Raw genomic sequence first — 21,820 nt, forward strand, 5'->3', positions numbered from 1 at the left:
CATTTGATGCGATTATTATTGGTGTATGTTTTTTTAAGGTGAGTCTGGCGCTTTCAAGCAGGCCGAGAAGTCACAAAGCGCGCCGAGAGTAGCAGCTTTGCCAAGGGCCGCCTAGAGCCAAGAGAGGGCCCTACAGTCATAAACATGACTCAAGAATACCCAGTGGTCATTTTTAGAGCAAAGATTCTATATCTTTGAAAGTCGCTCTGGAATGGGCCTTTCAGCGCGATAAATAACAATATGGGAGCGGGCTTGCCTGCGATAACGGTCCATCAGTCGATGAATTAGGTGACTGATACACCGTTATCGCAGGCAAGCCCGCTCCCACATTTTTGAAGCCTATTTCACATCAAGCGATGTCGCGCAGCTCCCTGCGCAGAATCTTGCCCACCGGCGTCATCGGCAATGACTCGCGCAACACAATGTGCTTGGGCACCTTGTACCCGGTGAAGTTGGTCTTGCAGTACGCCTTCAGTTCTTCAAGGCTCACACCCTGGGCACGCGCCACCACAAACAGCTTCACCGCCTCACCGGTACGGTCATCCGGCACGCCGATCACTGCGCAGTTGGCGACCGCCGGGTGGGCCATCACCACGTCTTCGATCTCGTTGGGGTATACGTTGAAGCCCGAGACGATGATCAAGTCCTTCTTGCGATCGACAATGCTCACGTAGCCATCGGCGTCGATCACCGCAATATCACCGGTTTTCAGCCAGCCTTCAGCGTCCAAGGCCTCGGCGGTGGCGGCCGGTTGCTGCCAGTAGCCCTTCATCACCTGCGGGCCCTTGATGCACAGTTCGCCGCGCTCGCCCAACGGCAACTCGCGGCCCTCGTCATCAATCACTTTCATGCCCGTGCCGGGCACCGGAATGCCTACGGTGCCGAGGCGCGATAGGCCGCCGTAGGGGTTGGTGCTGGCCACCGGTGAGGTTTCGGTCAGGCCGTAGCCTTCGCCGATGGAGCAACCGGTCAGCGCCTTCCAGCGCTCGGCCGTGGCCTTGATCAAGGCGGTGCCGCCAGAGTTAGTGATCTTGAGGTGGGAGAAGTCCAGGGTCTTGAAATCCGGGTGGTCCATCAGCGCCACGAACAGCGTGTTCAGCCCCAACAGACCGGAGAACCGCCACTTTTTCAGTTCCTTGATAAAGCCGCCAATGTCGCGCGGGTTGGTGATCAACACGTTGTGGCTGCCGGTCACCATCATGCACATGCAGTTCGCCGTAAATGCATAGATGTGGTACAGCGGCAGCGGCGCGATCATCACCTCCTGCCCTTCCTTGATCAGCGGCTGGCCGTCATCGCCGACCTGGGACATGCACGCCCGCACCTGCTGCATATTGGCGACCAGGTTGCCGTGGGTGAGCATCGCGCCCTTGGCCAGGCCGGTGGTGCCGCCGGTGTATTGCAGCACGGCGATGTCATCCAGGGTCACCGGGTGCCGGGTCAGGCTTTGGCCCGCGCCCATGCGCAAGGCGCGTTTGAACGACACGGCGCGTGGGAGGTTGTAGGCCGGGACCATCTTCTTGACTTTGTCGACCACGGTGTTGATCAACCAACCTTTGGCGGCCGGCATGAAGTCACCCATCTTAGCTTCGATCAGGTAGTCGATCTCGGTATCGGCGCACACTTCCTGCACCCGCGAACCAAACAGGTTGAGATAGACCAACGCGCGAATGCCGGCATCCTTGAACTGGTGGCGCATCTCGCGCGGGGTGTACAGCGGGTTGGTATTGACCACGATGAGCCCGGCGCGCAATGCGCCGAACACGGCAATCGGGTAATGCAGCACATTGGGCATCTGCACCGCGATACGGTCGCCCGGCTTGAGGTCGGTGTGCTGTTGCAGGTAACCGGCGAACGCTGCACTGTGGCGCTCAAGCTCGGCGTAAGTCAGGGTAATGCCCATGTTGCTGAACGCCGGACGGTCGGCAAAGGCTTTGCAGGAACGTTCGAAGACTTCCACCACCGACTTGTACGTGGTGAGGTCGATGGCATTGGGAACGCCCGCCGCGCGTTTGTCATTCCAGAAATCAGGTTGCATTATTCTTGTCCTCTTACCTGAGTGTGTCCGGCCGCTTTTATGAAGGTTTAAAAAGCGGAGCTTTGAGGACGTTAGCAGTTATGGCCAAACAGGCAAATACAACCAACTGTGTCATTTATTGTATGAATCTTGCGCCCAACGTGTAGGCAGATACACCAGCCTCTGGCAGATGAGCTATACACTGCAACGACTCTGAGCAAAGGAAGCGCCATGAACCACAGCACCTTCTGGCTGACCGCGAATGACCGCAGCCGCCTGTACGTCAATCAATGGCTGCCGGAAGGCCAAGCCCGGGCCATGATCATGCTGTCCCACGGCATGGCCGAGCACAGCGGGCGTTATGCACGCCTGGCCGAGGCCTTGTGCGCCGCCGGCTACGGCCTGTACGCCCTGGACCAGCGCGGCCACGGCCGCACCGCCGACGAAGGGACGCTGGGGCTATACGCCGAAAAGGATGGTTGGACCAAAGTGGTGGGCGACCTCGCCAGCCTCAACCAGCACATCGGCCAGCAGCAGCCGGGTTTGCCGATCATTCTGCTGGGCCACAGCATGGGCAGTTATATCGCCCAGGCCTACCTGTTGCACCACAGCGCCAGTTTGAATGGCGCAATTCTCAGTGGTTCGAATTTCCAGCCGGTGGCGCTGTACCGCGCCGCTAAGGTCATTGCCAGAATCGAACGCGCACGCCAGGGCTTGCGCGGGCGCAGTGCGCTGATCGAGTTCCTGTCGTTCGGCTCGTTCAACAAGGCGTTCAAGCCTACCCGCACCGCCTTTGATTGGCTCAGCCGCGACCCGGTTGAAGTCGACAAGTACATCAACGACCCGCTCTGCGGCTTCCGTTGCACTAACCAGCTATGGATCGACCTGCTGGGCGGCTTGCAGCAAATCAGCAAAGCGTCCAATCTCACGCAGATCGACCCGGGCCTGCCGCTCCTGATAATGGGCGGCGAATGTGATCCGGTGAGTGAAGGCAAGCGTCTCAAAAGTCTGGCCCATGCACTGCGTGAGGCCGGCTGCCAGAACCTGCAACTGAATATTTACCCGCAGGCGCGTCACGAAGTGTTCAATGAAACCAATCGCGACGAAGTCACAGCAGATGTGCTGAGGTGGCTCGAGCAGGCCCTGGCGTTGCACAGGCCGACCCGCTGCGAGTAACTGCTCCTTTAAAATCAGCCCCTTAAAATCAACCGTTTAAAATCAGATAGTTACATTACCGATTAGCCACAGGATGCACCTTTAGATGACTCAGGTAACCAACACCCCGTACGAAGCCCTCGAAGTCGGCCAGACCGCCAGCTACAGCAAGACCGTCGAAGAGCGCGATATCCAGTTGTTCGCCGCCATGTCCGGCGACCACAACCCGGTGCACCTGGATGCCGAGTACGCCAAGGCGACCATGTTCAAGGAGCGTATCGCCCACGGTATGTTCAGCGGCGCCCTGATCAGCGCGGCCGTTGCGTGCGAGCTGCCTGGGCCAGGCACTATCTACATCGGCCAGCAGATGACCTTCCAGAAGCCGGTAAAAATCGGCGACACCCTGACCGTGCGTCTGGAAATCCTCGAGAAGCTGCCCAAGTTTCGCGTGCGCATTGCCACCCGCGTGTTCAACCAGCGCGATGAGCTGGTGGTGGACGGTGAGGCGGAAATCCTCGCGCCACGCAAGCAGCAGGTTGTGACGTTGACTGAGCTGCCGCCGATCAGCATCGGCTGATTGCAATCTCGAGGTCGATACCAAGCAAATGTGGGAACGGGCTTGCCCGCGATGTCGGAGTGTCAGTCACTGGATAGAGTGACTGACTCACCGCAATCGCGGGCAAGCCCGCTCCCACATTTTTTTTCACAACAGGTGTTACGCAGCAGGTCTTACGACTGAGCGCGAGCCTGGTTACGCAGGGCTTTCACCTGGTCGTGGTTGCGTTGCGCGCCGTGGAACTGACGTTCAACCAGGTCACGAATGCCCAGCAGGTTGTGCTTGTTGATCTTCTCGATCGCTTCTTTGTAAGCCTTCAAGGCATGGTCTTCGCCGCGCTCGGCTTCGTTCAGCACAGCCTCTTCATCTTTGCCGGTGACCAGCGACTTCACGTCCACCCAGCCACGGTGCAGAGCGCCGGCAACCGAGCCGGATTTTTCCGGGTCGCCGCCCAACGCTTTCACAGCAGTTTGCAATTCGGCAGCTGCGGTCGCGCAGTCAGCGGAGCGTTTCACAAACAGGGCTTTGAGCTCTGGATGTTTGATGTCTTCAGCACAAGTCGCGAAGCCTTTCTGGCCGTCTTTGCTGGTCTCGATCAGGTCGTTCAGTACGGAGATCGATTCTTTATTGATGTCAGTCATTTTTCAATTCCTTGTGCGGGTTAAGAAACGTGTCTTAATGATTGCAGCGCCCGTGCCAGGTTTTGAAAAATTACTTTTTCCTTATATTTCAATAACTTGAAAATTATTGAACCATCTGTATCTACGTTATTTGCATGATCTGTCATTTGGCCTTCATGCAGAATGCCTGTATTTTCCAAGGTCTCGACTCAAACCACTGAAGCCCATGAACCCCGAAAAACTCGAACTGCTGATCACCCGCGAAATGCCCTTCGGCAAGTACAAGGGACGGATCATCGCTGACCTGCCCGGCCCCTACCTGAACTGGTTTGCCCGTGAAGGTTTCCCCCACGGCGAACTGGGCGGGTTGCTGGCACTGATGCAGGAAATCGACCACAACGGCCTGTCCGAACTGCTGGAACCTCTACGGGCAAAACACGGCAAACCCGCCCCCCGTCATTAAGAGCCCACGCCATGCCAAGGAATGCAGATAACGAACTTCACTGGCAGGCCATCGCCCAGCGCTATGCGCTGGAGCCTGGCCCGATCAACCTGGAAAACGGCTACTTTGGGCGCATGAGCCGCGCGGTAAGCGCGCAGTACCTGGAGCACGTTGCGTTTATCAACCGCAGCAACTCGCTGTATGTGCGCCAGCGCTTCGAGCAAGGTGAACATGTCGAGATTCGCCGCCAACTGGCCGGGTTGATCGATGCCGACCCCGAGGCGGTCGCCTTCACCCGCAATGCCACCGAAGCCTTGCAGTCGCTGATCCGTAACTACAACTGCCTGCAACCGGGCGATCAGGTGCTGATCAGCGACCTGGAGTACGACACGGTCAAAGGCGCAATGCGCTGGTTGGCGGGCTATCGCGGTGTAGAGGTTATTGAGATTTCTCACACTCACCCGGCCAGTTTCGACAGCCTGGTACAGGCCTATCGCGATACGTTCGCTCAGTACCCGCGCCTCAAGCTGATGGCCCTGACCCATGTCACCCATCGCACCGGGCTGGTGATGCCGGTGGAGGCGATTGACCAGGCCGCGCGTGAGCATGGCGTCGATGTGATCCTCGATGGCGCCCACGCCCTGGGCCAGATCGACTTCAACCTCGCGCAGCTGGGTATTCAATTCGCCGGCTTCAATTTGCATAAATGGATCGGCGCGCCGCTGACCCTTGGCTTTCTGTATATAGCACCGGAGCGCCTGGCCGATATTGACCCGGACATGGGCGAATTTCATTACCCGGCCACCGATGTACGCGCGCGTACGTCCTACAGCACACCGAATTTTCCGGCGCTGATGACCTTGCCGCTGGTGCTGGAAGAACACCGCGCCTTGGGTGGCTCGGCCGCTAAAGGTGCGCGGGTCAATTACCTGCGGGATCTGTGGGTGAGCCCGGTGCGGCCGTTGCCGGGGGTTGAGGTACTGACGCCGGATGATCCACACCTGTATTGCGGGATCACTGCGTTCAAGTTCACAGGGCGCGATCAGCAGGTGATGGTGGACCGGTTGCTCAAGGAGCATGGCGTGTTTACCACCCTTCGAACGGGTGCGGCGTTTGGCACCTGTATTCGAGTGACACCGGGGCTGGTGACGTCGGCGGCGGATATCAATGTGTTGATCAACGCGATTACCGAACTCAACAAAGATTAAAACTGTGGGCGCTGGCTTGCCTGCTATGGCGGTGGGTCAGCTTTGGATGCATCTACTGACACACCGCTATCGCAGCATGGGTATCTACGCAATTTTTTGTGTTGCGCTAAGTTTTTGACGGGGTTTTTAGGTAGATGTGAGTACATATCCGTTGCTGCGGTAACGGCGGCTATTGGTTCCGCCCTTACGGCGGGTCACTTTTGGAAAAGAGCCCCAAAAGTAACCAAAAGGGCTCTTGCCCCACCACTCGGTGCCTCGCCTAGGCTCGGCATGCCCTCACTCCGGCTTGAATCCGTGGGCCGCCGCCATGGGCCATCCTTGGCCCATCGCGGCTAACCCGGCGTCCTGCCGGGTTACCCACGGATTCAAGCCTGCGTTCGGCCATCGTGGTTTAACGGGGCGCCTCAGATCAAGATCAAGATCAAGATCAAAAGCAAGAGCACGGCGGCCTAGTAGCCGACCTGAGTGGTAGAAGCAAAAGCAGGGCAAAAGCACAGCAGAAGCAGATCTGCTTTTCTGTGGGAGCTGGCTTGCCTGCGATGCAGACACCTCGGTGTATCAGGCATAACCAGTTGATGCCATCGCAGGCAAGCCAGCTCCCACATTAGATTGAGTTCAGTTTCAGAGATCAGGTCGGCTGTCAGGCCGCCTCGGCTTCGCTTTTGATCTAACCACTCAGGTCGGCTACTAGGCCGCCGTGCTCTTGCTTTTGATCTTGATCTTGATCTTGATCTTAGGCGCCCCGTTAAACCACGCTGGCCGAACGCAGGCTTTGGAGCGGGGGTAAACCGGCAGGACGCCGGTTTAGCCGCGATGGGCCAAGGATGGCCCATGGCGGCGGCCCACGGTCCAAAGCCTGCGTGAGGGCACACCGAGCCTAGGCGAGGTGCCGAGTGGTGGGGCAAGAGCCCTTTTGGTTACTTTTGGGGCTCTTTTCCAAAAGTGACCCGCTGTAAGAGCGGAACCATACGAAGCCGTTACCGCAGCAACGGATATGTACCCAGCACCCCCGCGACAACCAAAGAATTCAACCCATAAAAGATGTGTAGATACCTATGCTGCGATGGCGGTGGGTCAGCCACATTGCAGTGGCAGTTACACCGCTATCGCAGGCAAGCCAGCTCCCACAACTGATCGGCGTTGAATTCAAGTTTTTCTACAGGCAAAAAAAGCGGCACACCGACCAAGTGCGCCGCAAAAATGCCGTTAAGCACAGCAACAACGATTCGGTAAATCAGCTCAATCCAGCAGCGCCAGCGCCTGTGCGGTGACTTCTTGGATACGGGCCCAGTCGCCGTTCTTGACCCATTGCGGATCGAGCATCCAGCTACCGCCCACGCACATCACGTTTTTCAACGCCATGTAGCTCTTGATGTTGGCCGGGCCAACGCCGCCGGTTGGGCAGAATTTCACTTCGCCGAACGGGCCGCCCAGGGCCTTGATAGCCGCTACGCCACCGCTGACTTCAGCCGGGAACAGCTTAAAGCGGCGATAACCCAAGCCATAGCCTTCCATGATGCCGGAGGCATTGCTGATGCCCGGCAGCAGCGGGATCGGGCTATGCACCGAGGCTTCCAGCAGGTCGCGGGTAATGCCTGGGGTGACGATGAATTGCGAGCCGGCTACTTCCGCCGCTTCGAGCATGTGACGGTCGAGCACGGTGCCGGCACCGGTGCACAGTTCAGGGCGTTGCTCGCGCAGTACCTGAATAGCCTTGAGGCCGAACTCGGAACGCAGGGTCACTTCCAATGCGGTCAAACCGCCCGCGGCCAGGGCATCGGCCAGCGGCAAGATGTCCTGTTCGCGGGCGATGGTGATCACCGGCAGGATCCGCGCCTTGGCGCAGAGGCTGTCGATCAAGGCAACTTTTTCCGCCATGGACACGGTCGGTTGAGGGCTTTTCATAGCGGCTGATCCTTGGCTCATGGGCACCAGTAAATCTCTAAAGTAGGTTGCAAAAACGCGCGAATCGGCATGGCAGCAACGTCGTCACTGGCCAGCGCGGCGCTCAAGGTGGTCAATTTCGAGCTGCCGGCAATCGACAGCACGGTGTAGTGGGCCGTGGCGAGCAACGCGCGACTCATGGTCAGGCGCTGGTGCGGCACGGTCGGCGCCAGCATCGGCCAGCAACGGCGGGTACCGTCGGCCTGCAGGGCTTCGGTGAGGTTCGGGCTGTTGGGAAACAGCGACGCGGTGTGGCCGTCATCGCCCATGCCCAGTACCAGCACATCAATGGCTGACAACTCTGCCAACTGGCGGTCGGCCAGTTCGGCGGCGTCTTCAAGGTTCGCGGCAACGTTGTACAGGCTGAGGAACGTGGCCTTGGCTGCCGGGCCTTGCAGCAAATACTTCTTCAACAGGCCAGCATTGCTGTCGGCGTGCTCTACCGGCACCCAGCGCTCGTCGGCCAGGGTGATGGTGACCTTGGACCAGTCCAGGCTCTGCTTGGCCAGGTTCTGGAAAAACGCCACGGGGCTGCGGCCACCGGACACGACCAGGGTGGCCTCGCCACGGGCACTGATGGCCCCGCGCAGTTGCTCGGCCACGTCATTGGCCAGGCCGTCCGCCAGCAGCACGGGCGTACGGTACTCATGGGCAGTCACACCCTGAGGCAGTTTCAATTCAGATATCGCCATACCACGACCTCCCATCCCGCGTGATCAGTGCAATCGAGCTCATCGGCCCCCAGGACCCAGCCGCATACGGCTTGGGCGCATCACCGGATTTTTTCCACCCGGCGATCAACTGGTCACACCACTTCCACGCGGCTTCGATTTCATCTTTGCGAACAAACAGGTTCTGATTGCCGCGCATCACTTCCAGCAACAACCGCTCGTAGGCATCAGGGATGCGCGCGCTGCGGTAGGTGTCGGAAAAATTCAGTTGCAGCGGGCCGCTGCGCAGTTGCATGCCCTTGTCCAGGCCCTGCTCCTTGGTCATCACACGCAAGGAAATACCTTCGTCCGGTTGCAGGCGGATGATCAGCTTGTTGCTGATCTGCAGGCGCTGCTCGGGGGCGAAGATGTAGTGGGACGGTTCCTTGAAGTGGATAACAATCTGCGACAGCTTTTGCGGCATACGCTTGCCGGTACGCAAGTAGAACGGCACCCCGGCCCAACGCCAGTTGCGGATATCGGCACGCAGGGCAACGAACGTCTCGGTGTCGCTCTGGGTGTTGGAATTCTCTTCTTCCAGGTAACCCGGCACCGGCTTGCCGGCGCTGTAGCCGGCGATGTACTGGCCACGTACCACTTGGGTGGTCAGGCCGTCTGGGCTGATCGGCGCCAGGGCCTTGAGCACCTTGACCTTCTCGTCGCGGATGCTGTCGGCGGACAAGTCGGCCGGCGGGTCCATGGCGATCAGGCACAGCAGCTGCAGCAGGTGGTTCTGGATCATGTCGCGCAGCTGGCCGGCTTTGTCGAAGTAACCCCAACGGCCCTCAATACCCACCTGCTCGGCCACGGTGATTTCCACGTGGGAGATGTAGTTTTGGTTCCACTGGGTTTCAAACAGGCTATTGGCGAAACGCAGCGCAATCAGGTTCTGGACGGTTTCTTTGCCCAGGTAGTGGTCGATGCGGTAGGTGCGGTTTTCCGGGAAAAACTGCGCCACGGCGTCGTTGACTTTGCGCGACGACTCCAGGTCCGAACCGATGGGTTTTTCCAGGACGACGCGGGTGTTTTCCGCCAGGCCGACCTTGGACAAGTTCTCGCAGATCGCGCCGTACACCGCCGCCGGGGTGGCGAAGTAGGCAATCAGGCGTTGTTCGGTGCCGGCGCTCTCTGCCAGGGCGACGTAGTCGTCAGCCTTCAGGAAGTCGACGTGCAGGTACGTCAGGCGAGCCAGGAAACGCTGGGCGATGGTTTCGTCCAGTTCCTTGCCGACGTATTTACGCAGTTCTTTTTCGATATGCGCCAAGTGCTGCTGCTCGGAGCCGGCTTCACGGGCCAGGGCCAGGATGCGCGTGTCGTCGTGCAGCAGGCCTGCGCCATCGAGTTGATAGAGGGCAGGAAATAACTTGCGCAGCGCCAGATCACCCAACGCGCCAAACAGGGCAAAGGTGCAGGGTTCTACGGTTATCGAAGGCATGATGTTTGTTCTTTTATCAAGTTAAGCTACAAATACCTTTTTTCAAGGCATCACTCAAGGAAAAATGTAGTAATAACCACAACATTTTCCCAAAATATGCATTCCGAGTGGTGGTGTTCAGCTACCCTCAGTAGGATAGGCCACCGCAAAGGGCCACTCGTCGATTGGTTACCGCCCTATAGTTGCATCGTCGCCCGAAGGAAAGACTGAATGGACCGCGTGCGAAATCTTCTGGAACAAATCCGGAACCGCCTCGAAGAATTGAACAAGGCTGAGAAAAAAGTCGCCGAGGTCATCCTGCTCAACCCGCAGCAGGCGACCCGCTTCTCGATCGCAGCCCTCGCCCAAGCCGCCTCGGTCAGTGAACCGACGGTCAACCGTTTCTGCCGTTCGTTCGGCGTCAGCGGTTACCCTGAACTTAAATTGCAGCTGGCGCAAAGTTTGGCCAGTGGTGCGGCGTATGTCAGCCGCGCCGTGGAGGCCGATGATAACCCTGAGGCCTACACCCAGAAGATCTTTGGCAGTGCCATTGCGTCACTGGACAGCGCCTGCCAAGCCTTGGACCCGGCGCTGATCAGCAAGGCCGTAGACCTGTTGATCCAGGCGCGGCAGATCCACTTCTTCGGCCTGGGCGCCTCGGCGCCGGTGGCCATGGATGCGCTGCACAAATTCTTCCGCTTCAACCTGGCCGTGACCGCACACGCCGACGTGCTGATGCAGCGCATGCTCGCGTCGGTGGCGCATACGGGTGAGCTGTTCGTGATTATTTCCTACACCGGGCGTACCCGTGAGCTTGTGGAAGTGGCGCGTATCGCGCGGGAAAACGGCGCATCGGTACTGGGCGTAACCGCCGAGAACTCGCCGCTGGCCAAGGCCAGCACGGTGAGCCTGAACATTCCGCTGCCGGAAGACACCGACATCTACATGCCGATGACGTCGCGGATTATCCAGCTGACGGTGCTGGATGTGCTGGCAACGGGCATGACGTTGCGCCGTGGCGTGGATTTCCAGCCGCATTTGCGCAAGATCAAAGAGAGTTTGAATGACAGCCGGTATCCGGTTGGGGATGAGTTTAACTAGTTCCAGATCGTTCCTACGCCCTGCGTGGGAATGCATCCAGTGACGCTCTGCGTCACGACTTCAGAGCGTCCAAGGTGGCATTCCCGCGCGGAGCGTGGGAACGATCAAATCTCTGCCAGCAGTACCGCCGCCATCGCGGGCAAGCCCGCTCCCACATTTGGAATGCATTCCACTGTGGGAGCCGGGCTTGCCCGCGATGAGGCCATAAGCCACACCGCTAAACCCCAGCCCTGGCCTGCAGACTCAAATGCGCCCTCTCCCCCGGCGCCAAACTGGCCCCAGCCATCGCCGACTCCACGCACACAAACCCCGATGCCTCGTTGAAGCTCACGCCCAACAGTGGCCGGCTGCCCGGGTGCCACACCACCGTGTCGGCACTGTCGCCAGTATCAATGCACAGCTCGCGCTGCCAGGCGTGGTCTTTGAGGTGCAGCTCGCCGTCATGCTGGAACACTCGCTGGCAACCGCCGTCCACGCGTAACTCGCCTTCCTGCTGGCAAACCTGGCGATTGAGCTGGTCATAACCTTGCGCTCCATCGAGCCCAGACAGCGCTATCTCACCGACATTGCCGATCCGCCAATAAGCGTGCAAAGCATGGCTCAACTGGCACGGCAACTCGTCCTGATGCTCTGTGCACAGGCGCAGTTCCAGGGTTTCGCCCAGGTGCGCGTGCAGGTCGACCTGCCAGTCGCACAGCTGCAATTGCCAATGCAGGCGCACGCCATCGTCGTCGGTACTGCTGTCGAGCAGTTTCCAATCAATCAGCCGCGCCCAGCCATGGGACGGCCACGCGTTTTCACTCGGGTGGCGCCCATACCATGGCCAGCACACCGGCACGCCGCCACGGATGGCGCCGACTTGCGGCCACTTGGCCGCGCACCACAGCCAGGGTTTCTGGCCACGGGGCTGAAAATGCAGCAGTTGCGCGCCCTGGCGACTGAACACCGCCTGGCACAGCGGATGGTCGATCACCAACACATCGCGCATCTGAAAGCGCTCCCAGGCGAACACCGGACGCTCGCGCAGGGATTTGAAAAAACGTTGCAGCGGATGCTCATGCATGTGCCACGGTCCTGAAATTCATTCTCGCTCAAACCTTGGTTCCCCTTTGGGAGCTGGCTTGCCTGCAATGTGAGCGACTCGGTTTGTTTGAATGACCGAGGCGATGCCATCGCAGGTAAGCCAGCTCCCGCAGGAGTTGTGCAGCGTGCTGCCCAAAAAAAAGCGGATAGCCATGGCTATCCGCGAAATGCGCACAGAGAGAAGGAGCTTATCGCAACAGCGTTAGAACGTAGACTGAATTTTCAGGCCCGCTACCAGCGCGTTGTCGACTTGGTTCACGCCACCTGGGTGGACGACGTATTGCAAGTTAGGACGCACGGTCAGCCAATTGGTGACGTGGACGCCATAGTTGAGCTCGACGTTGTACTCGGTGTTACGCAGTGGCGCGTAACCCAGTTGGTCGTAATCGGTGAAGCCGCCAGCGGCATTGAGCAACTCGGCGTTTTTCTTCACGTCACTGTTGGCATGGATACGCGCAACACCGATACCGATGTCATCTTTGGCGCGCGCGTCGAATGGGCCTTTATACACAAGCATCAGCGACTGGTAGTTGTCGACGACGTTGGTGTCTTTGTCGTGGAAGGTCACGTTGGCCGCGATGTTCAAGCCGCGTGAAGCGTCGCCATTGTGCGTGGTGAGCTGCTGTTGCAGAACGCCCCAGTAGCCGCTCTTGCTGCTACGAACGCGGAAGGCCGCGCCGGTGGTACCAGCGTCGTTACCGTTGACGTCTTCACGTACGTCGGTAGCGTCGGCGGTGCTCTTGTAGTAACCCACACGGTATTCGCCCGGCAGGCCATTGACCTTCGGCGACCAGACCAATTCCACCGGCAATACGGTGCCCTTGGTGCCACTGCCGCTGAGTTTGAAGCCGTTGCCGTGCTCCAGTTGCGATGGGTTCTGGTTGTAAGCACCGATTTGCGCATACAGCTCAGGCGTGATGTTGTACTTCACGCGGATCGCGGCCTGGCTGACCGGCCAGTTGTACCAGGTGTTAACGTAGTTACCCACTTGCGAGCCGCAGAACGACAGGTTCTGGAAGTCGCATGGGAAGGTGTTGAAGTCTTCGCCTTCACCGAAGTAACCGAGTTTGACGTCCAACTTGTTGTCGAACATCTGGTGCTGAATCCAGAACTGGGTCAGACGCACCATGTGGCCTCGGCCATCAACTTCTTGAGACGAACTCAAGGTGCCGGCACGCGGGTCACCAATACGGTCATTGGAAATGTTCGCGCCGTTACGATTGGTGAGTTGGATCTTGGCCTGGGTGTTATCCCAGCCAAACAGCTTTTGCAGATCCAGTGCTACGCCCAGACCGAACTGGTCAGCGTAACGGGCAGTTTTGTCGTCGTTGTAGCCGCCGCGCAGGTTGGCGCCCACTTCCCCAACGTAGTCAGCCTTGATGTCGATACCTTGCTCGATGAGCTTGGTCCGCTCGCCGCCCCAATCGCCGGTCATCCACTTGGAGTCGGCGCTGAATGCATCGGCCGCCATCGCATTGGCGGACAATACCAGGGCTGCTGCTGCTGACAGTTGGCAGATCAGCCGGGTGTTGTTGTGTTGCTTTTTCATCCCTACATCCTCGTCTTTATTGTTATTAAACTGTTTTTATCTAACGCGGGTTACATTTTTATCTAAAACAACAACTTATCTGCATTAGCGGCCTTTGAATTGGGCCACATTGTCGGCATGCCCGTGTGCAGGCAATGAAGCAGCAGCGCCCAGGCGCTCGCCGGTTTTGGCGTCGAACAGCAAGACCTTGGCCGGGTCGAACTGCAGGGTCAGGGTCTCACCCACCTGCGGTGCCACGTCGGGTGCCAGGCGGCAGCAGACTTTGGTGTCGTTGAGTTGCACGAATACCAGGGTGTCCGGGCCAGTCGGCTCGGTGACTTGGACTTCCGCACGAATGCTCGACGAACCATTACCTTCACCCGCCGCCAACACGATCTGCTCCGGGCGCAGGCCCAGGATCACGTCACGGTCTTCAAGGCCGGTGTCATTCATGCTCAGCGGCAGCTCGCAACGGGCCTGGCCGCTGTCGAGCAGCGCCACCAGATGACCGTCCTTGCGCTGCAGGCGCAAAGGAATGAAGTTCATCGGGGGTGAACCGATAAAACTTGCCACAAAAAGGTTGGCCGGGTCGTTGTAGATCTCTTTCGGCGTGCCGAACTGCTGGATGATGCCGTCCTTCATCACCGCCACTTTGTCGCCCAGGGTCATCGCTTCGATCTGATCGTGGGTGACGTAGACAGTGGTGGTTTTCAAGCGCTGGTGCATCAGCTTCATTTCGGTGCGCATCTCGACGCGCAGCTTGGCGTCGAGGTTGGACAGCGGTTCGTCGAACAGGTAGATCTTCGGCCGACGCGCCAGGGCGCGGCCCATGGCAACACGCTGTTGCTGGCCACCAGACAGTTGGCCTGGCTTGCGATTAAGCAGGTGTTCGATCTGCAGCAGCTTGGCCACGCGCGCCACTTCGGCGTCGATATCCGCCTGAGGCATCTTGCGGATTTTGAGGCCGAACTCGATGTTCTCGCGCACGCTCATGGTCGGGTACAGGGCGTAGGACTGGAACACCATGGCGATGTCACGGTCCTTGGGGCTCATGCCGCTCACATCCTGATCACCGATCATGATGGCGCCGCCGGTAATGGTTTCCAGACCGGCGATGCAGTTCATCAGCGTGGACTTACCACACCCTGAAGGGCCGACCAGGATCAGGAATTCGCCTTCCTTGATCGACAGTTCGATGTTCTTCAAGGTGTCGGGCAGGCCGGCGCCATAGGTCTTGTTTACATTGCGAAGTTCAAGCGTAGCCATGATTACCCCTTGACCGCGCCGGCCGTGAGGCCGCGCACGAAATACTTGCCTGCGATCACATAGACCAGCAGGGTCGGCAGCCCGGCGATCATCGCCGCCGCCATATCCACGTTATATTCCTTGGCCCCGGTGCTGGTGTTGACCAGGTTGTTCAGCGCCACCGTGATGGGCTGCGAGTCGCCGCTGGAGAACACCACACCGAACAGGAAGTCGTTCCAGATCTGGGTGAACTGCCAGATCAGGCAGACCATGATGATCGGCGTCGACATCGGCAGAATGATCAGCCGGAAGATGGTGAAGAACCCTGCACCGTCCAGTCGTGCCGCCTTGATCAGCGCATCCGGAATGCTGACGTAGTAGTTACGAAAGAACAGTGTGGTAAATGCCAGCCCGTAGACCACGTGCACAAACACCAGGCCGGTGGTGGTGCTGGCCAGGCCCATCTTGCCGAGGGTGAAAGAGGCCGGCAGCAGCACGGTCTGGAACGGCAGAAAGCAGCCGAACAACAGCAGGCCGAAGAACAGCTGCGAACCACGGAAGCGCCAGAACGACAGCACGTAGCCGTTCAATGCGCCGATGGCAGTGGAAATCAGCACCGCCGGAACGGTGATCTTGATCGAGTTCCAGAAGTAGCCATCGACGGTGGCCCAAGCTTTTACCCAGCCGATGCCGGTGACCACGGTGGGCCAGCTCAGCAGGTTGCCGGTGCTGATGTCTTCCGGGGTCTTGAAGCTGGTCAACAGCATCACCACCAGCGGCACCAGGTACAGCAGCACAGCAAGGATCAGCACCGTGTAGATCGCGATGCGACTCAGGCTGATGGTTGGTTTGGAAGCGAGACTAGTCATTACGCTTGGTCCTCAGCTCGGAGTACAGGTAGGGCACGATGATCGCGAGGATCGCACCGAGCATCAGGATTGCACTGGCAGAGCCCATGCCCATCTGGCCACGACTGAAGGTGAACGAGTACATGAACATCGCGGGCAAGTCGGACGAGTAGCCCGGGCCACCGGCGGTCATTGCCGCAACCAAGTCGAAGCTCTTGATGGCGATGTGCGCCAGGATCATCACCGCACTGAAGAACACCGGACGCAGGCTTGGCAGTACCACGCTCCAGTAGATACGCGGCAGGCTCGCGCCGTCTATCTGGGCGGCACGGATGATCGACTGATCAACGCCACGCAGGCCAGCGAGGAACATCGCCATGATGAAGCCGGAGGCTTGCCACACGGCAGCAATCACCAGGCAATACACAACGCGGTCCGGGTCGATCAGCCAATCCAAGCGGAAGCCTTCCCAGCCCCAGTCACGCAGGAGTTTGTCCAGGCCCATGCCCGGGTTGAGCAGCCATTTCCAGGCAGTACCGGTGACGATCATCGAGAGCGCCATCGGGTACAGGTAAATGGTGCGAATAAAACCTTCGCGGCGGATTTTCTGGTCGAGGAAAATCGCCAGGGTCACGCCAATCACCAAGGTGATGCCGATAAACATCCCGCCAAAAACAGCCAGGTTCTTGCTCGCTACCCACCAGCGGTCGTTGTCGAACAACCGCGCGTATTGCGCAAGCCCCGCCCATTTGTAGCTTGGCAGGAACGTGGAAGTGGTGAACGACAGAACGAACGTCCACAGGATGTAGCCATAAAAGCCCACCAGCACGATGAGCATGCTGGGCGCCAGCACCAGTTTAGGGAGCCAGCGCTGCAGTGCATCGAACGGCGAGGCCTTGCTGAACACAGCAACAGAACTCATGGGAAAATCCAGTACAGAGAAAAGGACTACAGGAACAAGCCTTGTGAGGGGTCAGGGGGTTTCCCCTCACAAGGACCAGCTGCTAACCGTTACTTGGCAGACTTGATCGCAGCGCCGAGTTTCTTGGCGGTGTCGGCCGGGTCGGCTTTCGGGTCGTTGATGAAGTTGGTCACGACATCAAAGAACGCACCTTGCACAGCCAGGGTGGTGGCCATGTTGTGCGCCATGCTTGGCTGCAGGCCGCCGGTTTTGGCGTCTGCCAGGAAGTCTTTGGCTGCGGTCTGGGCGCAGGAGTCGAACCCGTACGATTCCATTTTGTTCAGCATGTCGACCCGAACCGGAATCGAGCCTTTGTTGATGCTGAAGACTTTCTGGAAGTTCTCACCCAGCACGACTTTGGCGATGTCCTGCTGACCGGCAGCAGTGCCTTTGTCTTTCTGCTTGAACACCGCCAGGGAGTCGATGTTGTAGGTGAAGGCTTTGTCGGTGCCTGGGAAGGCTACGCACTCGTAGTCTTTACCGGCGACTTTCTTGGCGGCAGTCCACTCGGACTTGGCCCAGTCACCCATGATCTGCATGCCGGCCTTGCCGTTGATGACCTTGCCTGCTTCGAGGTTCCAGTCCTGGCCTTTGCCGTCGACGTCCATGTAGGTCGCGACTTTCTTCAGCTCGGTCAGGGACTTGACCATTTCAGGACCGGTCAGCGCAGCGTTATCCAGGTCGACCAGGGCTTTCTTGTAGCCATCAGCCCCCATCACCGACAGTACGACCGCTTCGAATACGGTGCTGTCCTGCCAAGGCTGGCCACCGTGGGCGAGCGCAATGAAGCCCGCGGCCTTGAGCTTGTCACCGGCTGCGTAGAATTCTTCGAGGGTGGTCGGGTTCTTGGTGATACCGGCTTTCTTGAAGACTTCCGGGTTGATCCACAGCCAGTTAACGCGGTGGATGTTGACCGGTACGGCGACGTAGTCACCTTCGTACTTCACGGTGTCGGAGACTTTCTTGTCGAGCAGGGAGTCCCACTTTTCTTCTTTGGCGACGTCTTTGAGCACGTCGGTGTCGAGCAAGCCGGTGGACGCCCATTCCTGGATGTCGGGGCCTTTGATCTGGGCAACGCCGGGTGGGTTGCCGGCGACTGCGCGGCTTTTCAGCACAGTCATCGCGGTGGCACCACCGCCACCTGCGACGGCACCGTCTTTCCAGGTGAAGCCGTCTTTTTCAACTTGGGCCTTCAGGACATCTACAGCCGCCTTTTCACCGCCGGAGGTCCACCAATGCACAACTTCAACCGTCCCTTTCGAGTCGGCGGCAAATGCACTGAGGGGAAACAACGAGGCAATGGAAATAGCAACGGCGAGGCGATTAATCGCGTTCATCTGAGTACCTTTTCTTGTTGTTATGCATGCAAGTCTAGAGCTTGCGCTGCACGGAGTTTAAACAGGGATTTTCCAGGCGCAGGTAACAAAGGGACGTGCAAATGTCACCACTTGGTGACATAGCAGCCCTGCCCTAACGCACTGGTCATGCTGGGTGACAAGGGTAGCGCAGGCAGCACCACCGCTTGCCAGGCGTGATAAAGGTCCGGTTTACCGCCCCAGATCTTGCTGCTGGGTTGGTTGTGTGGGCTGAGTTCGTGGTGCCAGCTGCCACGGATGCGGTCGATAAAGTGGCTTTCGCAGAACTCCCAGAACCGCCGATACCAGGTTTCGTAATGCAGCTCACCGGTGCGCTTGAGCAACGCTTGGGCGGCGGCGCTGGCTTCGGCATGGGTCCAGTGCAGGCGCTCGCGCACCACCGGGCGGTGGTTCCAGTCCAGGGTGTAGACGATGCCGGGCGCACCATCTACGGCCCAGGCGTATTCGCAGGCGCTGGCGAACAGGCCTTGAGCATCGGTTACCAGCCAGTCCGGCGTGGCCAACCCGGCTTGCAGGCGCGCGGCTTCCAGGTGCAGCACCAGCCGCGCCCATTCAAAACCGTGGCCGGGGGTGATGCCATAAGGGCGGAAACCGTCGGCAGGGTTGTCTTCGTTGTAGCCGAGCAGTGGCTTCCAGTGGGCGTCGAAGTGCTCAATGACCATGAACTGGTTGCCGGCGGCGTGGGTGTGGATAACACGTTCGACGATGCGCAATGCGCGGTCGAGCCAGCGCGTGTCACCGGTCACATCGGCCAGGGCCAGGAATGCTTCGGTGGCGTGCATGTTGCTGTTGGCGCCGCGATAAGCCTCAACACCGCTCCAGCCCTGGGCAAAGGATTCGAGCATGACGCCTTCCTCCTCGCTCCAGAAGAACTGGTCGATGATGTGCACGGCGTCGTTCAAGAGGTTTTGTGCACCGGGCGCGCCCGCCACCACCGCCGAACTGGCGGCCAGGGCGACGAACGCATGCAGGTAAGCGGCCTTGCCACGGTTGCCATCCACGGCATGGGGCGCGGCAAACCAACCGCCGTGCTCGCTATCGCGTAATGGCCCGCTGAGCGCCGCAACGCCGTGCGCCACCAGGTCGGCATAACCGGGCAACCCCATGGCGTGGGCCATGGCGAAGCTGTGGGTCATGCGGGCGGTGTTCATGGTTTCGGCGTGGGCATCGGCCGGCAGTTGGCCGTTGTCGTCGAGGTTGCCGAAGCCATCTGGCAGGCGCGAGGCCTTGGCGAATGCCAGCAGGCGCAGGCCTTCGTGGGCGAGCCAAGTGTGATGGGCAGGTGCGTTCAGCCAACTGCTGGCAGGCAGTGGTTGCGTGGTCATAGGTAGCCCTTATTATTTTTTATGGGATGACCGGAGTCTAAACAAGGGTGAGATCAGGGCAAGTAACGAAGGGGAACGGAAATGTCACCAGCCGGTGACAATTCAAAAGATGGTCCTGTCTAACTCTGAACCCACTCTAATTGTGGCAGCTGGCTTGCCTGCGATAGCGGTGGGTCAGTTACAAAAGCATGAGCTGACAGATCGCTATCGCAGGCAAGCCAGCGCCCACAGTTGAAAGCCGGTTTACACCTGCTATCACTGCCCCAGAGGCCTGATCTTCGCTGGCGCGTTGAGCTGTTGCTGCAGGTTTTGCACTTGGCTTTGCAGGGTGGTGATATTGCGTGTGGTCTGGATGCGGAACACATCAAACTCTTTATTGGTCGGCGCATCGCTGTTAACCGTCGGGTTGTCCTGCGCGCTTTTGAGCACCACGAGGTCCTGTTCCAGGCGGGCAATGGCCGCGCTCGGGTTGCCCTGTTTCTTCAGGGTGGCCACGTCGGCAGACAGATCCTTGACTTCACCTTGCGCCGCTTTGAGGGTTGCCACTGCGTCGGTCAGCGCCTGCACCTGGCCCTGCAACTTGGCATTCGCGCTCGACAGGTCGGCGGTGCTGGCGGTCATTTGTGCCAGGCGCTGGTCCAGTTCGGAGGCCTGGCCGGCGACGCCGACCTGCTGCTTGCCTTGCTCCTGCAACTGCGCTTCCAACTGCTTGATCTGCAACTTGAGCGCTTCACTGCCGTTGTTCACGCTGGCTTGGCTGGCCACCACCTTGCCGGAAATATCCTGCAGGCGCCCCGCCGCTTCTTCGCTGATGCGCGCAAAGCTTTCCTGGGTAGCGACCAATTGCTGGCCCATCAGGGAAATCTGCTGGAAGCTCCACCAGGCAAGACCCGCAAAGGCGATCAACAGCGCGCCGACCAAAGCCCACAGCGGGCCGGTGCTGGCGCTCTTGACCTTGACCACCTTCGGATTGCGCGAGCGCACCGACGTGGCGGGGCTCGGCTCGAAATCATCATCGTCCCCGATGTCGGCCCGCAGGCTGGGAACGTTGTCGAAATCGTCTTTAGCATCGTTACGCATGAATCAACCCTGAATCGGTGAGATAGCTACCTGAAAAGCCGAGCAGCGCGAGTATAAACCGCGCTTGCGCCGCACTGATCGACCCGGAACCGCGAATTCGGTTCCCGAAGTGTTGCCGGGTGTGAGCTTACTGGCGCCCCGGAGCCTGGGCTCGCCACCAACTGCAGAACTCGTCGAGTGCAGTCCATAAGCTGACCTTGGGCTCGTAGTCGAGATAATGCCTCGCCCGGCTGATATCGAGCGTGAAATCTTTGTTCATCACCTGCATGCCCAACCGCGACAGTGACGGCTCCGGGCGCCCCGGCCACATCGCACAAAATGCCTCGTTCAACGCCGCCACGCTGTAGGACAAACCGTAAGAGCGATAACGCGTGACTTGGGGCATGTCCATCTGGCGCATCACGTAGTTGACCACATCCCACACCGGCACCGGCGTGCCGTTGCTGATGTTGTAGGCCTTGCCCAGCGCCGAACCGGTGGCCAGCAAACTGCTCAGCAGCGCTTCATTGAGGTTGTGCACGCTGGTGAAGTCGACCTTGTTCAGGCCGTCGCCGACGATAGCCAGGCGGTTCTTGCGCTGCATGTTCAACAGGCGCGGGAAGATGCTCATGTCACCGGCACCGGTAACAAAGCGCGGGCGCAGGGCCAGCACTTCCAGGCCGAACTCCTGGGCGCCGAACACTTTCTGTTCCGCCAGGTACTTGGTGGCGGCGTAGGGATGCTTGAAGCGCTTGGGCACTTGTTCTTCCGTCAGGCCGAGGTGGTCGCGCCCGTCGAAGTAGATCGACGGCGATGACAAGTGCACCAGTCGCCCGACGCGTTGCTTGAGGCAGGCTTCAACCACGTTTTCGGTGACCAGCACATTGCCTTGATGGAAGTCCTGATACTTGCCCCACAGCCCGACGGCGCCGGCGCAATGCACCACGGCTTCAACATCGCGGCACAGGTGGCGCACCAGATCGGCGTCGTTCAAATCACCCTGGATAAACTCGGCGCCGCGCCGTACCAGGTGCTCCACACCTTCGGCGCGCCGCCCGTTGACCCGCACGTCCAGGCCTTGCTCCAGGGCGAAACGCGCAAAGCGCCCGCCGATGAAGCCGCTTGCGCCGGTGACCAGAATCTTCATGTAGCCTCCTACGGATGCAGCTGCCAGCGTCAAGCTTCAAGCCACAAGTTAAAAACGATCCGCAAGCTTTTCTCTTGCAGC

Annotated in this window: 19 protein-coding genes; 5 read left to right on the top strand and 14 right to left on the bottom strand. The window is 59.2% G+C overall.

The window, feature by feature from the left end; all coding sequences use genetic code 11:
* Positions 1–349: 349 nt before the first annotated feature.
* Positions 350–2,038 carry a long-chain-fatty-acid--CoA ligase FadD2 gene (fadD2, locus tag KZH41_RS24495; protein WP_263273888.1) on the bottom strand — a complete coding sequence of 563 codons (1,689 nt, stop codon included), beginning with the start codon at positions 2,036–2,038 and terminating at the stop codon, positions 350–352.
* 210 nt (positions 2,039–2,248) lie between these two features.
* Between fadD2 and KZH41_RS24500 the strand changes: the two genes are divergently transcribed.
* Positions 2,249–3,193 (top strand): alpha/beta hydrolase, encoded by a 945-nt coding sequence (locus KZH41_RS24500; protein WP_094953817.1) that lies wholly within the window; start codon positions 2,249–2,251, stop codon positions 3,191–3,193.
* An 85-nt stretch (positions 3,194–3,278) separates the two neighbouring features.
* Positions 3,279–3,749, top strand: a complete 471-nt coding sequence (locus tag KZH41_RS24505) for a MaoC family dehydratase (protein WP_024077080.1) — start codon at positions 3,279–3,281, stop codon at positions 3,747–3,749.
* A 152-nt stretch (positions 3,750–3,901) separates the two neighbouring features.
* On the opposite strand, the gene KZH41_RS24510 is transcribed toward KZH41_RS24505, so the two are convergent.
* The gene (locus KZH41_RS24510) at positions 3,902–4,369 is read right to left on the bottom strand and encodes a ferritin-like domain-containing protein (RefSeq protein ID WP_094953816.1); all 468 of its coding nucleotides are present in this window, start codon (positions 4,367–4,369) and stop codon (positions 3,902–3,904) included.
* A 205-nt stretch (positions 4,370–4,574) separates the two neighbouring features.
* Here KZH41_RS24510 and KZH41_RS24515 point away from each other — a divergent pair, with 205 nt between their 5' ends.
* Both KZH41_RS24515 and KZH41_RS24520 read left to right on the top strand, forming a co-directional pair.
* Positions 4,575–4,811, top strand: coding sequence for a DUF3820 family protein (locus KZH41_RS24515; RefSeq protein ID WP_003213031.1), 237 nt, complete (start codon positions 4,575–4,577; stop codon positions 4,809–4,811).
* Positions 4,812–4,822: 11 nt separating this feature from the next.
* Positions 4,823–5,998 (top strand): aminotransferase class V-fold PLP-dependent enzyme, encoded by a 1,176-nt coding sequence (locus KZH41_RS24520; protein WP_263273889.1) that lies wholly within the window; start codon positions 4,823–4,825, stop codon positions 5,996–5,998.
* 1,239 nt (positions 5,999–7,237) lie between these two features.
* On the opposite strand, the gene KZH41_RS24525 is transcribed toward KZH41_RS24520, so the two are convergent.
* From KZH41_RS24525 to zwf, 3 genes are read right to left on the bottom strand one after another with little or no spacing between them, the layout of a single operon-like run.
* A complete protein-coding gene (locus KZH41_RS24525) occupies positions 7,238–7,903 on the bottom strand; it encodes a bifunctional 4-hydroxy-2-oxoglutarate aldolase/2-dehydro-3-deoxy-phosphogluconate aldolase (protein WP_094950854.1) in 666 nt (221 codons plus the stop codon).
* Between the two features lie 17 nt (positions 7,904–7,920).
* Entirely contained in the window at positions 7,921–8,634 is a 714-nt protein-coding gene (gene pgl / locus KZH41_RS24530; protein WP_094950853.1) for a 6-phosphogluconolactonase, read from the bottom strand.
* On the bottom strand, positions 8,621–10,087 hold the full coding sequence (zwf, locus tag KZH41_RS24535; RefSeq protein WP_094950852.1) for a glucose-6-phosphate dehydrogenase: 1,467 nt from the start codon (positions 10,085–10,087) through the stop codon (positions 8,621–8,623). The genes pgl and zwf overlap by 14 nt, the downstream gene beginning before the upstream one ends.
* A gap of 219 nt (positions 10,088–10,306) precedes the next feature.
* Between zwf and KZH41_RS24540 the strand changes: the two genes are divergently transcribed.
* Entirely contained in the window at positions 10,307–11,167 is an 861-nt protein-coding gene (locus KZH41_RS24540; RefSeq protein WP_176462929.1) for a MurR/RpiR family transcriptional regulator, read from the top strand.
* Positions 11,168–11,384: 217 nt separating this feature from the next.
* On the opposite strand, the gene KZH41_RS24545 is transcribed toward KZH41_RS24540, so the two are convergent.
* The 9 genes from KZH41_RS24545 to KZH41_RS24585 all read right to left on the bottom strand — a co-directional run bounded on the left by KZH41_RS24545 (position 11,385) and on the right by KZH41_RS24585 (position 21,739).
* Positions 11,385–12,230 (bottom strand): D-hexose-6-phosphate mutarotase, encoded by an 846-nt coding sequence (locus tag KZH41_RS24545; RefSeq protein WP_094950850.1) that lies wholly within the window; start codon positions 12,228–12,230, stop codon positions 11,385–11,387.
* Between the two features lie 222 nt (positions 12,231–12,452).
* Positions 12,453–13,799: a carbohydrate porin gene (locus tag KZH41_RS24550; protein WP_094950849.1), complete on the bottom strand. Its 1,347-nt coding sequence runs from the start codon at positions 13,797–13,799 to the stop codon at positions 12,453–12,455.
* A gap of 84 nt (positions 13,800–13,883) precedes the next feature.
* Positions 13,884–15,044, bottom strand: a complete 1,161-nt coding sequence (locus KZH41_RS24555) for an ABC transporter ATP-binding protein (protein ID WP_094950848.1) — start codon at positions 15,042–15,044, stop codon at positions 13,884–13,886.
* A gap of 2 nt (positions 15,045–15,046) precedes the next feature.
* Positions 15,047–15,892 carry a carbohydrate ABC transporter permease gene (locus tag KZH41_RS24560; protein WP_094950847.1) on the bottom strand — a complete coding sequence of 282 codons (846 nt, stop codon included), beginning with the start codon at positions 15,890–15,892 and terminating at the stop codon, positions 15,047–15,049.
* Positions 15,885–16,793, bottom strand: coding sequence for a carbohydrate ABC transporter permease (locus KZH41_RS24565; protein WP_094950846.1), 909 nt, complete (start codon positions 16,791–16,793; stop codon positions 15,885–15,887). Before KZH41_RS24565 ends, KZH41_RS24560 begins: the two co-directional genes overlap by 8 nt.
* Positions 16,794–16,882: 89 nt before the next feature.
* Entirely contained in the window at positions 16,883–18,169 is a 1,287-nt protein-coding gene (locus KZH41_RS24570; protein ID WP_094950845.1) for an ABC transporter substrate-binding protein, read from the bottom strand.
* A 104-nt stretch (positions 18,170–18,273) separates the two neighbouring features.
* Positions 18,274–19,533, bottom strand: coding sequence for an AGE family epimerase/isomerase (locus tag KZH41_RS24575; RefSeq protein ID WP_094950844.1), 1,260 nt, complete (start codon positions 19,531–19,533; stop codon positions 18,274–18,276).
* A 255-nt stretch (positions 19,534–19,788) separates the two neighbouring features.
* Positions 19,789–20,613 (bottom strand): ATPase, encoded by an 825-nt coding sequence (locus KZH41_RS24580; protein WP_094950843.1) that lies wholly within the window; start codon positions 20,611–20,613, stop codon positions 19,789–19,791.
* A 127-nt stretch (positions 20,614–20,740) separates the two neighbouring features.
* The gene (locus tag KZH41_RS24585) at positions 20,741–21,739 is read right to left on the bottom strand and encodes an NAD-dependent epimerase/dehydratase family protein (protein ID WP_094950842.1); all 999 of its coding nucleotides are present in this window, start codon (positions 21,737–21,739) and stop codon (positions 20,741–20,743) included.
* Positions 21,740–21,820: the final 81 nt, after the last annotated feature.

Origin of the sequence: Pseudomonas sp. YeP6b, from assembly GCF_025642995.1 — a bacterium.
Classification (GTDB): Bacteria; Pseudomonadota; Gammaproteobacteria; order Pseudomonadales; family Pseudomonadaceae; genus Aquipseudomonas.